Below are 14,842 nucleotides of genomic sequence, written 5' to 3' on the forward strand. Positions count from 1 at the left end.
GCAAAAATGCAGCGGAGGAGAAATGAACTGGGATAATACGCGTTATTTATTGGCTATCGCCCGCACAGGCAGCCTGCGTGCGGCGGCGGCCAGCCTCGGCGTCGATCAGGCCACCGTTGCCCGTCGCCTGCGCACGCTGGAGCAGGAATTAAACATCGGCCTGTTTACCCGCCATCCCGAGGGTTATAGCCTGACGGCCGCCGGTAGGTTATTGGTGCCGGAAGCGGAAAAGATGGAAGCCGCCGCGGCGGCAATGGGGCGCAAAACCATCGGTTTGGACACAACCTTAGCCGGCACGGTGCATATTGCCTCAACGGAAACGCTGGCGCGCTGTTTTTTACTGCCGGCACTGCGGGAATTGCGCCAGTCGTCTCCCGGTATTACCGTAACGCTCTCCACCGCACCCGCGCTGTTGGATATTAAACGCGGCGAAGCCGACCTGGCGGTGCGCAGCGCGCGTCCGACGGACGGCAGCTTGATTATCCGCCGGCTGGCCACCGTACGGATGGGGTTGTACGCCTCGGCGGAGTATGTTTCCAGGCACGGCCTGCCGGTAGCCGGTAGCGCCTTTGCGGGACATGAGCTGGTCATGTTTCCCCGTGACGTGCTGCCCCAGTATTGGCAGGAATTGTGTGGCGAACCCTTGACCAACGGCAATATCGTTATGGAAACCGCCTCGCAATTGCTGATGATTGAAGCGGTCAGGCAAGGAATGGGGATCAGTATGATGGCGCAAGAAATAGTGGAAAGATGCTGCCCCGAACTGGTCAACGTGATGCCGTCCCGCAGCGACTCCGCCGATATCTGGCTGGTGGTCAATCCTGATGTCTGGTCTGCGGGGCGCGTCCGTGTGGTAATAGAGGCGATTAAGGACGCTTTTGGCTCGCGGTAAGTGAACGTGAATGAGATTGTATAATGGCAAGGCAAGTATAAAGGGTTCCCTAGCGGCTCCCGACGTTGTCGAATCCGCCATGCCCGCGTCAGAATTTGCCGCGTCTCGTTTGACATCGGTTCCCGGCTTGGATTTGAATTATTCCACCATGATCACCATACCTTTACCCGCCCATATTAAAAGGTAGGCTTGGAATTAGGTTTAAGACTGATGGCGGGTATGGAACACCAAGATACTAATACAGGAAAAGGCTAAGCGTATAAGGGGTAAAACGGCCGGCCATAAAAAACGGGCTGATTAAGATAAATCTAATCAGCCGCTGGAATGCCGTACCAGGCTTGGTCTATAAGTCATTATTTCTTGGTGCTGCCTTTTCCTTTTGACTTATCGCCCTTTTTATCATCACTTTTGTCCTTACCGGATGCCTTTGCTTTTTCCGCCGGCTTCTCTTTTGCAGGCGCCTTTTCCTTTGTTGGAGCAAACGTTCTCTTACCTTCTTGATATATAGTCATTTTAACTCCAATATAATACGTAAAAGTTAGGGTAAGGTATAAATTAAAATGCTTTTAGCATATAATCAACACTATGCATTTTATTCGCACTTACTTAAATAAGTTTAGTCATAGAGTGAGCTTATACAAATTTATTTTGCGATCTATTTAACACTATGCAGCATTGACGGATTTATTTTCTCGATTAACGTCACAGGTTTCCGTGCCTGACATTTTCTGGGCGAGTTTGCCGTCAATGACTTCGTCAATATAGGAAATAGGTAATGGTTCATTGCTAACCCGTGGGGAAACGGGTTTGGCAAAGGCCTGAACTTAGGTACCAGGTGCTGAAAGATTTTCCGACAAAGGCCATTGCCACGCTAAATCGCGATAATGACATCGGCTTACAAATCAGCGGGAACGGTATATTGCGTTCAGGAAAATTCCATTGCAGCATGGAGACTCGGCATTACGCTGGCGACGCTATTGCCACCGGGTCTTAGAGCCGTGCCCTTTCCCCTAAAAGAGCATTTCGATATGAATGGCGCAGAATCAGTAAGCAAGACGGTGAGCCTTGATTTCCAGAGTCACCTTGCGGAGCTTGAGGCACAGGGCCTGCTTGTTCGCATCGATCGTCCCATCAATAAAGATACCGAACTGCATCCTTTGGTCCGTTGCCAGTTTATCGGCGGGATCGCCGAGGACGATCGCCGGGCTTTTCTTTTTACCAATGTCGTCGATTCCGCCGGCCGCCGCTACGATATGCCTGTGGCGGTAGGCGCCTTTGCCGCGTCGCCGCGTATTTATGGACTGGGCATTGGCCGGACTCTGGAAGATATCGGCGCCGACTGGCTAAATGCCATCAAAAATCCCATCACGCCGGTTACGGTCACTGCGCCGCCTTGCCAGGAAATCATCATCACGGGTGACGAGCTCAAGCGTCCCGGCGGCGGGCTGGCAGCGCTGCCGGTACCGGTTTCAACGCCGGGCTTCGACGCCGCGCCGTATCTCACCGCAACCCTGTGCATTACCGCCGATCCTGATAGCGGGGTGCGCAATATCGGCACCTATCGGGCCGCTTTGAAAAGCACCAATCGGTTGGGGGTGCGGATGTCGTCACGCATCGGCGGCGCCGGCGGCTATCTACACTGGTGCAAATACCGCGATCGGGGAGAACGGATGCCCTGCGCCATTGTTATCGGCGCCGCTCCGGTGGTGATGTATACCGGCCCGGAAAAGCTGGCTATTGATCAGGATGAACTGTCGGTGGCCGGCGCCCTGGCCGGTACGGCAATAAGGACCGCACGGGGTGTGACGGTGGACCTTGAAGTCCCCGCCGACGCTGAGATTGTCATTGAAGGGCTAATCGATACCAGCCTGCTTGAACCGGAAGGACCGTTTGGCGAGAGCAACGGCTATGTCGCCCTGGAGGATTTCAATATGTCCATGGAAGTGACCGCCATCACGCACCGGCGGGCGCCCGTTTTTGCCTCTATGATAAGCCAGGTGTCCCCCAGCGAATCCAGCGTTATCAAAAAGCTGGCCCTGGAACCTCTGTTCCTGAACCACCTGCGCGAGCATCTGTCCCTGAAAAGCGCTTTGCGGGTGGTGATGCATGAGCCGCTGAGCAATCTGCGGCCGATCATCTTTGTCCAATTTGCCAATAACACGCCAAAAAGCGAAATCTGGCGGGGCCTGCAGGGCACAGCCGCCCGGCAGGCCGACAGCGGCAAAATGGTTATCGCCGTGAGCGAGGATATCGAACCGGAACATACGGACGCGGTAATGTGGTCTCTGGCCTATCGCTGTAATCCCATTGAAGACGTGCATATCGAGCCCTACCGTTCCGGCGGGCATTCGCCCAAATCGGGACCGGCCCACGCCGATTCCACCCTGCTTATCGATGCGACGCTTAAATATCCCATGGCGCCCCTCGCGCTGCCGGGGCGGGAATATATGGAACGGGCGCAGACGCTGTGGCGGGAACTCGGTCTGCCCGCCCTCACCCCGCGTTCACCCTGGTATGGGTATTCCATGGGAGACTGGAATGATATCTGGCAAGATTTCGCCCGCAATGCCGTCGCGGGAGAGTGGTCGAAAAACGGCGAGAATACCTGGCAACGGAGGCGTGGCGGACTGACGCCGGAAACACCGGCGCGTTTGGTGGAGACCGAAAAGAAGCCCAATAAATAGATTCAGCCTTTAACCCGTGCATCAACCGGCGCACGGGGGATACTTGCAGACATCGACAACCGGCACAGAAGAGCGGGTTAAGACTTCCGCTGCTTCAAAGCTATATTTCTCAGCTATTGGCTAACGACATAGTAAACGCCCACCGTGATCAGGATAACAGCGTTCTACCGGCTGACGGTCAGGATTGATTACCGCCATAGTCCCTCGCCCGTTATGCGTGCTGAACTGGAAATCATTGGTATTGATGTTGATATTGCCAATAGTATCGCGACGGTCGCCGGAGACGGTAATACTGAAAGAGCCGATATGCTGTAATTCGGCACTGGAGATATCGCCGGTAAAACGGTGTATTCCGTTAAATACCGAGGTGCTTGTTACCAGGACCGACAACGGCGGGCCAAAAGGATAAGCCTGGAGAATAAATTTACTGCCGGAATGAAGTTGGCCCAGTACGTTATCATTTATCGTCATGGGGTATTCGTTGGGATGCTGCGGCAGAACCCGTAAATAGCGAAATATAAATGACTCGGTTTTTACCGCCACCGCGGCGCCCTGACTGTCTTGGATAGCGGCGGGGGTTAACAGGGCTGCGTGGGTCTCCTCGTAACCCATCGCCATCGACGCGGTAATCAGCAACAAATAAGACATGCTAAAGAGTCTTTTCATGATGTTCACCTTACGGTTAGCGAAATGCGGCCACGATGGGAGAATTGGTATTCATCATTCTCACGGCATCCACTGAATCGATTGCTCCCATGGGAATACCCATCTGCGCGGTATAGCGTTGGGGAGTAGAGTAGAAAGGAATGGCATTACCGGCCATAATGGTGCGCGTAATCTGATCGCCTCGCGCCCATAGAGGCGTCGGCCGCTCATCACCGTGGTGAATGCCCATATTATGGCCGAATTCATGGCGCGTACCGGTCGTCGCGCAATCGACCGTCTCTGCGGCTACCATGGTTGAGGCGTTGGGTACGGTATTCACATAGGCTAACCCGCAATCCAGCGGGAGACCGATAGTGATATAGTTCACCGCGTCGGCGCTTACCGCATTACGCAATCCCTGAACTTCAGGGTTTACTACCAATTGCGGTAAAATACTGCTAAGCGAGGTCCAGCCCTCCGGCTGGGCCAACTCGTTTAACCCCACCAGCCGTACGCGGAAATTGGCGCCAGAGTTTTCCAGCCCATCATTAATGAGGCCAAATGCCTCAATATTCCTGGCCTCAATGGCCGCCTGTCCGAGACTACTCCTGGCTAAATCGCTATAGATCATCAACAAATCAACAGTGATGGTTTCCTTTTGCCATAGGCCGTTTTCCCCAACCCTAAACGAGACGACTTCTCCCGGCAGTGCCGAATAGGCGAGGCCGGAAAAGAGAACAGAGGTCGCTTGAGCCGCGTTGTTATTGATGATGACCCGGGCGCCCGGCAATTGGCCTTCGCGCAGGGTTATCTGTGGACGAAAATTGCCGGGACTCAATTCTATGCGGGTGCGCGGTGCCCGTAAGGTAGGGACCACTCCGCTTGGCAAATTTAATGCCGTATAAACGCGAATGGGGCTGGAAATCAGCTGCCAGCGCCTACCGGCCGGATTTTCCGTAATATAAAAAAAATGATACTCATTACCATTGGCTAATTCCATGGGACCGGAATAATGAGTATTGGCATTACTGATCGTTGCCGCAGAGGTGGCGGTTGATCGAATAATAATTTCATCGCGGTTATTGGCGGTTTGCGGTAACTGGATAGAAGAAATAAAATGCTGATTACTAAAGTTCACTTCAGTCAAAGGCACAATAGGCGGCGGCATTTGAGCAATGTCGGCATTGGTATCCAGCCTTTGCACCGGCGGCTGGGTTATTACCCAGCGTTGCAAATCCGTTCGGTATTGCAGACCGTAATTATCCGACACACGGATATTGGTCGTGCTGGCAAAGAGCAAATAGTCAGGTAAAAGCCGGGAACTGTTGGTTGCCCTTGAGCTTATTAATAATAAATTCTGCGGCGTGGCCTGCGATGGCAATCTTATTTCCGCCGCCCAGTTGCCATCATAGATCTCATAAATAGTAATACGCGCAGTGAGATTAGGAATATTTGGCCCCACCGAATTCGGTGACATCGATGTTACCTGGGCACCGGAAGGAATCCAACGCTGCTGGCCGGCATCAAAAGTGAACGTAAAAGTATCGCCATCAATTATTTCCATTTCCGGTCCGAGACCAACAGGCCGGGCATCGAGAAAAGAATTATACGAGGCGTGAGAAATAAGAGTAACCGAGCTATTGGCATTCGGCTGTAACGGCAAAGCGATATTCCTAACCCAATTGCCATTGGCCGTCGTAAAATTGATATGGCTGTATCCCGAGGGGAGCTGCCCGCTACCGCCGTTGGTATTGGGCGTAAGGTCAATACTGAAGGAGGCAGCGCTATAGAATGCAATTAATATGGTTAACATGAAAAACAGTTTTTTGAGATAAATGGTATTCATCTTTCACCTCTGACGTGGCCGCACTCATTATATAATTGATTGGGATAGGTGTTATTTAACTCGTGACGCTGAACGCGAGTATAAAAAAATCTACTCGGCGCAATGGATTTTCGTTACTCAAACACTCTATTTTGTTTTAAAAAAATCTTTATCAGCCAGCCAATTTATTGATAATGAATTACATTTTGTGGGCAATTATCATGAACTCGCTGATGAAATAAATTTATTCCATGCTTTTATCAAAAATTTATGATGCAGCCCAGGATCATTAAAACGCAGACGTCTTATTTTCAATATACTGGCCTTCAACTTATTTATAGTGTGCGCTATCACATCTTGCTTTTTTTGCCGATGCATAACGTGATAGATACAAAAATTATTAATAATAAGATATGCGCTTGGATGTTATCTAACAAACCCGCCTTCTTGACGCGCAATCAGCTGATCCTGCGCTTTATCGCTTGGCTGTCCGCCTTATGCACCAGGGGCGATACACGTTCAAAGTGCGAATAGCCGATAATGGTATAAAGGATATCGGTAATCATCAGTTGGGAGAGTCGGCCGGTCATGGAATCACTGGAAAAAACCGTGGTTTTCGCCGAGTAGGTCAATGTCAGGTCGGCAATTCTTGCCAGGGGTGAAAAGGGATCGTGGGTCATGGCCATCGTCCTGGCTCCGGCCTGTGCGGCGCTGCTGATGGCCGCCACCACCGGTTCGCTTCTGCCGGTATGGCTGATACCCATGGCGAGATCGCCGCTCTTTAACCCCGCCGATGAAATCATCATCAGATCGTTATCGGAATAACATGCCACCGGCAACCCCAGCTTGAGGAATTTATGGCGTATATCGATGCAGACCGTGGCGCTTCCTCCGATACCGTAAATATCAATCCTGCCGGCCTGGGCAATAGACTGCGCCGCCGCCAGCAACGCGTCGATATTCAACATTTTTTGGGTATCGGTCATGGACTGAGTGGTGGCCGCCACCAGCTTATCCCGTATCACCCCGACCTCGTCGCTGACGTTTAACGCCTCCCCCGACGCCGGCGGCGGAATCAACACCAGGTCCTTGGCAAGCCACACGCGTAGCTGTGAAAAGCCGCTGTAACCGCTGTTTTGCGCCAGCCGGGTCACCGTAGCGACGCTGACCTCAGCCGCCGCGGCCAATTCCGAAATAGTGCAATGAATGGCGCTGTCGGCGTGGGATAGGATGTAATCCGCCAGTTTTCTCTCGGTGGGCGTCAATGAGGAACGGACAGTTTCCAAACGAAGACGAACTTTTTCCAAAGGCACCAGAATGTCACTCATAAAGGACCGCTCGTGTTGTGCTCATGTTATTGAGACAGGGTTAGGAAGACTCGCGCAACCTTGTAGAAGTCAGTATAGAAAAGGATAAGTGAAATTAATGCGATCGGTTTATTAAGGGTACAATCGCCTTCGCAGCAGTACCGGCATTAGACGTTTTTTGGCAGAGGCAAGGGTATTTCACTATAATCCGCACTAGGTTTATGGATAATGAAAGCCTTAGCGCAACTCCTCCAGCCGTTGTTTTAACATCTCTATCATATGATTATCAAAATCCGCCTGCCGTTCAAGGGCGATTTTATATCTCTCATGGGCCCCTGAATTGGGATAAACCGTCCGGTTAACCGGAAATTCAATCTCTCCGCCCTGGCCCTGTTTTTCCAACACCAGCAGCGCCGCCCCGCGCAGCGATCCCTCTTCAATGTCTGAGACGTCAAGGGATTCCCCAAGGCAATCGGCGACAATCTGCGGCCAGACAGAGGAACGCAAAAAGCCGGCGCCGGTGGCGATAATCCGCCGTTTTCCTGGCCATGCCCGATCCAGCCGGTTTTTCAGGAAGGCAAAACGTAAACCGACGCTTTCCAGCATCGCGCGATAAATCTCCACCGACGTGGTGGCCGCCGTGATACCGCTAATGGCTGCGGTGCGCCCTTCCGACCACTGCGGGCTGCGGGAACCCAAAAAATAGGGCAGCACGCACAGGCCATGGTCATCCGGCGCCAAAGCCGCCACCCGATCATCAATATCCGCTGCGGATTCCTTATCCAGCAGCTGTCGCGCCCAGGCAGCGGCGTTTCCCCCTTCCGACAAGGCCATACCGCCGGCGAAGCGTTTGTCATCAACGCGATAACACCACAGTCCCGCATCAGGCACAGACACACTGTCGGCTTGCCACACCATACGCATGGATCCGCTGGTGCCCAGCATCAATACCAGTGAATCAAGGCTGTTTGCCCCTGCGCCGATATTGGAACAGGCGCCGTCACCCCATGCCGGATACCAAGGGATGGCAGCCAGCCTGGGCCAGCGCTCGCCCCATGGGGCAACCAATCCCCGCAGCGGTTCATCGGAGATGGGCGGCAACTGCTCCGGCTTGATGCGGGCGATACCGATAGCCTCACGTGACCATTGTTTTTGATTGAGATCGCACAGCCCGCTGCCTGAGGCCATGGAAACAGACGTGCCGATGCGGCCGAAGAGGCGAAGAAACAGCAGGTCGGCGGCGGATAACCAATAACGGGTCTGGGCGAACGCCGTTGCATGCTGTGCCGCCAGCCAGCGCAGACGCGCCGGCCAATAGCTGGAGTGCACCGGACATCCCGTCAAGGCATGGAGACGGCGGCCGATGCCGGAGTATTTCAACGCGGCGGCTTCATGGGCCGATCGGCCGTCCGCCCAGGTGATAATGGGAAAGGTAGCGGCTTGCCGATCGTTTATTCCCGTCAGGCTATGCCAGAACGTACTGATACCCACTCCGGTAATATTCAGCCGGTCCGGCGTAATGGACATCAGCTCATCCAACGCGCCGAACAGATCGTTAAACAGGGTATCGGCATCCAGGGTCGCCTTGCCCATGGCGTCGGTGTCCAGACTGTACCCGCGGCGGATACATTCCCCGCTCTGGCGGCCATAACCGTCAAACAGGGCTGCACGGAGCGAGGACGAACCTATGTCGATAGCCAATACATAAGTGGAATGCGTCATGCTAACCTCTTACTGCTTTACCGGCGGCCGGAAAGAGGCCAGCATCACCGCGCCAATCACGAAGGAAGCGCACAGAAACAGCAAACCGGCCCGCGGCGTCCCGGTCCAGTCCACCAGCATACCGACTATCCATGGGCCGAAGAAACCGCCCAAATTGCCCACCGAGTTGATGGCGGCAAGGCCGACGGCGGCGGACAGACCTGATAAAAAGGCCGTCGGGATGGTCCACCACACCGCGATATAGCCATAGGCGGCCACGGATATCAGGCACAGCCAGAGCATGGACAGCCAGGTGTTGGTGGTTATGGACAAAAGAAACATACCCACGGCCCCGATAAGAATTACCGTAACCACATGCCATTTCCGCTCCATGGTCTTATCCGAATGCCAACCGTTGATAAGCATGGCTATCCCCCCCACGACGGTTGGGATCACCACCAGGAAACCAATAACGGTGTTGGAAAAGTGCGCCTGAAAGCCCTTGATAAGGGTCGGCATCCAGAACGTGATGCCATAAATTGCCATGACAATCCATACATAGGTAACGGCTAAATAAAGAATATGTTTATCGCCCAGAATTTTCCACCAATGCACCTGCGGTGGCGTAGAATTCGCGGCTTCGATTTCCAGTTCATCTTTAACCCAGGACTTTTCCTCGGAGGAAAGCCATTTAACGTCTTGCGGGGAGTCATTAAGTACAAAAAATGTGGCGATGCCGAGCAGTATGGCGGGAACAGCTTCCAGTAAAATCATCCAGCGCCAGCCGGAGAAACCCAGCCAATGGATATTATCCATAATGATCCCGCTTAACGGCGCGCCCAGGCAATTACAAACGATTTGCGCCAGGAAAAATGTGGCCATGGCGCCGGCGCGGTGACGGCGCGGGAACCAATAGGTCAGATAAAAGGCGATGCCGGGGAAAAAACCGGCTTCCGCCGCACCCAGCAGGAAACGCAATATATATAAATGATATATTCCCGTGGCGAAAGCGGTTAAAAACGCCACGAGGCCCCAGGAGATTAATATACGGGCTATCCACTTTCTTGCACCGAATTTATGTAGAGCAACATTACTCGGCACTTCAAATATAAAATAGCCAATAAAAAAAATACTGGCCACCATACCGAACTGGCTGCCGGTTATTTTAAGCTCGCCATTCATTTGCAGCGCGGCATAGCTGATATTGGTGCGATCCAAATAGGCGATGGCATACAATATAAGTAAAAAAGGGATAAGCCTCCAGCGCATTTTTTTCAGAGTGGATTCTTCGATCTGCGTCATAGCTTGCAGGTTATTTTTTTGGGATATGATCTGGCTCAAGATATCCTCCTGATATTGTTTTTTTGCAGACAGCTCCCTGAATTACATTCAGGGGTAGGGTTGGTAAAACATTCAATTATTATTTATTGCAAATTGGCATGCCGTTTATCGAGGTCAGCATCCTGCTGGCCGCGCAAATGTTGAATACGCCATGCAATGGCGTCACCGGCTATCAATAGAGATTGCTCGAATAAAGAACCTGCATGTTGTTCGGTTGCCACCAGGGTACGGGACGGTATTTGAATATGAATATCCGCATCCACCTCTGGCGCCGGGGCTGAACTGATTAACACCACTTTCGCCCCAGCCTTGCGGGCCGCCGCTATATGGGAAAGCGTTACGGTGGTTTTCGCCGATGAGGAGACCGCCACTAATAATTCATTTTTTCCGATGGCGGGCGTGTTGCTCTCTCCGGCGACATATACCTGAATGCCGATATGCATCAGGCGTATGGCGATGGCTTTTACCATCAGGCCCGAGCGCCCCTGCCCGCTAAAAAAAACTCTGGGTGTTTGATGAATACTATCCGCCAGCCGATTCAGCCGTTCGCCATCCAGAGCATTTCTGATTTGGTCGAGTTCTGAAATAACGGTCAAAATTCTTTCCTTCGCATCATAGGCGGCCATTATTTTTCCTCACTCTTTTTAACCGCATGACCGCCAATAACCCCGCGCAGGGCGGCAATGCTTTTGATCGTCGGGGAATCATCCTGCTGCGAACGAAACCTTGCCTGCAGCGCGGCGCTGATGGTGGGCGTAGGAACCCGCAGCCGGATGGCTTCTTCAACCGTCCAGCGCCCCATGCCGGAATCGGCGGCGTACCCTTTCACCCCCTTAAGGGAAACATCCGGCGTTAATGCTTCGATGAGTTTTTCCAACAGATGGGAACGTATCGAGCAGCCGTTTTGCCACGCCTCCATGGTGGCCAAGACATCGACCTCAATGTCCGAGGCCGCCAAAAGCTCATACCCTTCACCATAAGCCTGCATCAAGGCATACTCGACGCCGTTATGGACCGCTTTGGTGAAATGGCCCGCGGCGCTGTTGCCGACCCGGGCCCAAGCGCCTTTTGCGGCCAGCGCCTCAAACAGCGGCGAAAGATTGGCGAATACCTGTTCGTTGGCCCCCACCAGTAAACCGCAGCCTTCCCTTGCGCCCTGCGTCCCGCCGCTGACGCCGGCATCAACAAAAATAATGCCTTTCTCGCCCAAGCTGCGGCCGCGGCGAAGGGTATCCCTAAAATCGGAATTACCGCCGTCAACGACAATATCCCCTTCGCCGAGAAGCGGCTTCAGCGTGGAGATAACCTGCTCGGTGGCGTTGCCCGGCGGCGTCATTACCCATAAAATACGGGGAAGCGGCAACAGACCGATGGCTTCTTCAATACTGGGACAGACGGTAATGTTATGGTTTTTCGCTTCTTCCAGCGCCACAGGATCCTTATCCACCGCCACCACCTCATGACCGGCGTTGTGCAAACGCCGCACCATGGCCCCGCCCATTTTGCCCAAACCAATAAAACCGAGTTTCATAACCCATCCCTTTTTCATTACCCTCAAGATTATTTTGACGTTACTCTGATGTTGCCTTTAAAGTAAAGAAGTAAATAAATTTCAGCATTGTTTACATTTCTGTAAATAAATATCAAAAAGGCAATCCTCAGGATTGCCAATATTAAATTGAGATCAATGTCTCATTATTCAGGATTGATTTTTAGAGCAATAAAATGAAATTAAAATAAAAGGTGATGGCGGGGATATATATTTCACTTGTTGTTTACAGAGTCATGGCAACCGCATGCACACATGACTCACTCTTTATCAGCCTTGCATATCTTTTCTGATCATATCCATGACTTTCAAATTCATGATACTTTCGTCCAGGGATAACAGCGGCGCGGAAGGGTCAAGCACGGCATCGGAAAAGTGAGTGATTTCCGCCTTGTAACGGTCCGATTCCGCTACCGGAATGGCACGCACGCCCTCGGCCTGGTGCAGATAGACTTCGCCCGCGTCATCCAGAAAGGTATTATCGATCCGCAGCATTCCCTTGGTGCCGATGATTTCCGCATAAATCCGGGAAAAAGCGTTAAATCCGCAATGTATATTGGCAATCAAGCCATCATCATACTGCAACAAGGCCGATAGATTGGTATCCACGCCCTGCTCCGTTTCCACCAGGGCCTTACAGCGCAGCGGCAGCCGTCCGGTCACCATGCCGACAAAATTGACCGGGTAACAACCGACATCATAAAGCGCGCCGCCGCCCAGTTCCGGCTTGGCTTTGATGGTATTCGGCCGGTCCAGCAGGAAGCGGAACGAGGCATTGATATGGCGCAGGTCGCCCAAGGCTCCGCTGTCCAGTATCTCCTTCACCACCTGCATGCGATCGGTATAGCGGTACATAAACGCTTCCATCAAAATACGCTGTTGCGCTTGGGCCGCCTGGTGCATCTCTTGCGCTTCGGCGGCGGTGAGCCCCAGGGGTTTTTCACACAGCACATGCTTGCCTGCCTTCAGCGCCTTAATCACCCAATCTTTATGCAAAGAATTCGGCAACGGAATATACACTGCCTGGATGTCATCATCGGCCAAGAGAGCCTCATAACTGTCATAAGTCCGTTCCCATTCTTTGGCGGGCAATTCCCCGGCGTTGCGCGAGGCTACCCCGAGCAGACGGGCATTAGACGCCCTGCCTATGGCCGGGATAACGGAAAGTCTTGCTATACGGGCATAGCCTAGCACACCCCAATTTACGATATCAGACATCTGATTTCCCTCACATGCTAAATGATATTTTATTGATAAATAATGAATTAAAAAATTATTCCGAACACCGCTTCTGCAGGCCGGCGCGACAGCGCCCATGATAGTTCAAACATATGACTAATGGTGTGACAGCTTTTACAGATTTATTGTACCAATAAAAATATTTATCATATAGGTGGAGGCTTTTAGGGAGCGCCGTCGCCTTTTACAACGCTGCGAGGTGCTGATACTGGCTATAACCGGCTACACGCTGCCAACGTGGTGTTCGGACTGGTAAATTAATAAGCAAGCCTCCAATCTGACTTCACCTCACGAAGGAGATCCAAAGGCCCATCCATCACGGCCAGGGGACAGTAATCAATCTTTATTGAGAATCTCCAGATATTTCAAATAGGCATAGACACGATGCCGTTTATGACCCGTAATCTCGGCGATTAAATGCTGTTCCTTTTCCAAAACGGTTAATACCTTACCTGTTGTGGCGGCGGTCAACCCTGTTCGCTCAACCAGCTTGCTGATGCTGGCGATAGGGTACTCGAAGAACGCATCCAAAATCAGTTTAGCCGACCCCGACAAACGGCCGAGTCCGGATAATAAAGCCTTATGCTCAATATGCAGTAGATTAAGCTCTTTGGTCATTTCAACAGCCTGAGTCGCTGTAGCGGCAACAGCATCGACAAAAAACAATAACCATGCCTCCCAATCACCGGTCATTCTTGTCTGCTGCAAACGCTCATAATAGATATGGCGGTGCTTTTTGAAAAACACAGATAAATAGAGCAACGGCTGCTGCAAGACCTTAGCTTCCACCAGAATTAACGGTATCAGCAAACGGCCCAAACGGCCATTACCATCCATAAAGGGATGTATGGTTTCAAATTGAGCATGGACCAAAGCGGCTTTGACCAAAGGATCGGTTGCCTCGGGCTGATCATTGATAAATTTTTCCAACTCGCTCCAACATTCGCCCAAAGCATGGCCCGGCGGAGGAACAAAAGCGGCCTCATCGGCCCTATGGCCGCCAATCCAAACTTGATGTTGCCTGAATTCGCCTGGGCCGCGGCTGATGCCTCGTCCGGAGGTCATGAGGGCCCGATGCATCTCTACGAGCAAACGAAATGTAATCGGATAGCCCTCATTGATACGCTGGACGCCCAGATAAAGTGCATTCACATAACAAGATACCTCCTGCACATCATCCATGGGTACGCCTGGAGAGCCTTTCATCTCAAACAGCATCAGGTCGTTTAAGGAAGATTGAGTCCCTTCAATTTGCGAGGACATAACGGCTTCTTTACGCACATAACTATAGAGAAAAAGCTTGGTATCAGGCAACAACATGCCGATAGCGTCCAGGCGGCCCAGTGCGCGATTGGCATCATTGATCCTTTTTTGCAATTTGCTATCGATTTGCAACGCCGGCGAGGGCGGCAGCGCATGGGGAATAAATGCTTGACAGCTGATGCTGCCCGCTATGCTGGGAACATAACGGCCGGTTAGTCCGCGTTGCATAGGGTCTCCTGGACGAAGTTAAAATTAGATTCTCCCTTATTTTAACTTAAGCCTTAACTTAAAATAATAGCATTCGTTATTTTAACTTGGTCCTTAACTTAAAATAAGATGATGTCTTATTTTAGTTTCACTCATGAATTATAACTTTGGAAATTAAATGCCGATTTG

The 14,842-nt window shown here is 52.0% G+C and carries 12 protein-coding genes; 2 read left to right on the plus strand and 10 right to left on the minus strand.

The annotated features are described in order from the left end of the window. The first annotated feature begins 22 nt into the window (after window positions 1–22). The gene (locus tag ACL2XO_RS00575; protein WP_203524303.1) at window positions 23–892 is read left to right on the plus strand and encodes a LysR family transcriptional regulator; all 870 of its coding nucleotides are present in this window, start codon (window positions 23–25) and stop codon (window positions 890–892) included. Between the two features lie 353 nt (window positions 893–1,245). Here ACL2XO_RS00575 and ACL2XO_RS00580 read toward each other — a convergent pair whose 3' ends face one another. Beyond that, on the minus strand, window positions 1,246–1,404 hold the full coding sequence (locus ACL2XO_RS00580) for a hypothetical protein (RefSeq protein WP_165934199.1): 159 nt from the start codon (window positions 1,402–1,404) through the stop codon (window positions 1,246–1,248). Between the two features lie 516 nt (window positions 1,405–1,920). On the opposite strand from ACL2XO_RS00580, the gene ACL2XO_RS00585 reads away from it, so the two are divergent. Beyond that, window positions 1,921–3,576, plus strand: coding sequence for a UbiD family decarboxylase (locus ACL2XO_RS00585; protein WP_413741982.1), 1,656 nt, complete (start codon window positions 1,921–1,923; stop codon window positions 3,574–3,576). Between the two features lie 120 nt (window positions 3,577–3,696). On the opposite strand, the gene ACL2XO_RS00590 is transcribed toward ACL2XO_RS00585, so the two are convergent. From ACL2XO_RS00590 to ACL2XO_RS00630, 9 genes are all read right to left on the minus strand, one after another. Further along, complete coding sequence (locus ACL2XO_RS00590; RefSeq protein WP_413741983.1) at window positions 3,697–4,242, minus strand: hypothetical protein; 546 nt, start codon at window positions 4,240–4,242, stop codon at window positions 3,697–3,699. A 16-nt stretch (window positions 4,243–4,258) separates the two neighbouring features. Continuing rightward, window positions 4,259–6,067 carry a hypothetical protein gene (locus tag ACL2XO_RS00595; RefSeq protein ID WP_413741984.1) on the minus strand — a complete coding sequence of 603 codons (1,809 nt, stop codon included), beginning with the start codon at window positions 6,065–6,067 and terminating at the stop codon, window positions 4,259–4,261. Between the two features lie 437 nt (window positions 6,068–6,504). Further along, window positions 6,505–7,374 (minus strand): MurR/RpiR family transcriptional regulator, encoded by an 870-nt coding sequence (locus tag ACL2XO_RS00600; RefSeq protein WP_413726092.1) that lies wholly within the window; start codon window positions 7,372–7,374, stop codon window positions 6,505–6,507. A 216-nt stretch (window positions 7,375–7,590) separates the two neighbouring features. Continuing rightward, window positions 7,591–9,075 carry a gluconokinase gene (locus tag ACL2XO_RS00605; RefSeq protein WP_413741985.1) on the minus strand — a complete coding sequence of 495 codons (1,485 nt, stop codon included), beginning with the start codon at window positions 9,073–9,075 and terminating at the stop codon, window positions 7,591–7,593. Between the two features lie 9 nt (window positions 9,076–9,084). After that, the gene (locus tag ACL2XO_RS00610; RefSeq protein ID WP_413741986.1) at window positions 9,085–10,395 is read right to left on the minus strand and encodes an MFS transporter; all 1,311 of its coding nucleotides are present in this window, start codon (window positions 10,393–10,395) and stop codon (window positions 9,085–9,087) included. An 83-nt stretch (window positions 10,396–10,478) separates the two neighbouring features. Beyond that, on the minus strand, window positions 10,479–11,021 hold the full coding sequence (locus ACL2XO_RS00615; protein ID WP_413741987.1) for an SIS domain-containing protein: 543 nt from the start codon (window positions 11,019–11,021) through the stop codon (window positions 10,479–10,481). Further along, window positions 11,021–11,926, minus strand: coding sequence for a phosphogluconate dehydrogenase (NAD(+)-dependent, decarboxylating) (gnd, locus tag ACL2XO_RS00620; RefSeq protein ID WP_413741988.1), 906 nt, complete (start codon window positions 11,924–11,926; stop codon window positions 11,021–11,023). The genes ACL2XO_RS00615 and gnd overlap by 1 nt, the downstream gene beginning before the upstream one ends. A gap of 288 nt (window positions 11,927–12,214) precedes the next feature. Then, window positions 12,215–13,162 carry a Gfo/Idh/MocA family protein gene (locus ACL2XO_RS00625; protein WP_413726097.1) on the minus strand — a complete coding sequence of 316 codons (948 nt, stop codon included), beginning with the start codon at window positions 13,160–13,162 and terminating at the stop codon, window positions 12,215–12,217. 357 nt (window positions 13,163–13,519) lie between these two features. After that, a complete protein-coding gene (locus ACL2XO_RS00630) occupies window positions 13,520–14,674 on the minus strand; it encodes a Fic family protein (protein ID WP_413741989.1) in 1,155 nt (384 codons plus the stop codon). Between the last annotated feature and the right edge of the window lie 168 nt (window positions 14,675–14,842).

This window comes from Sodalis sp. RH15 (assembly GCF_047324255.1).
In the GTDB taxonomy this organism is placed as follows: Bacteria; Pseudomonadota; Gammaproteobacteria; order Enterobacterales; family Enterobacteriaceae; genus Acerihabitans; species Acerihabitans ligni.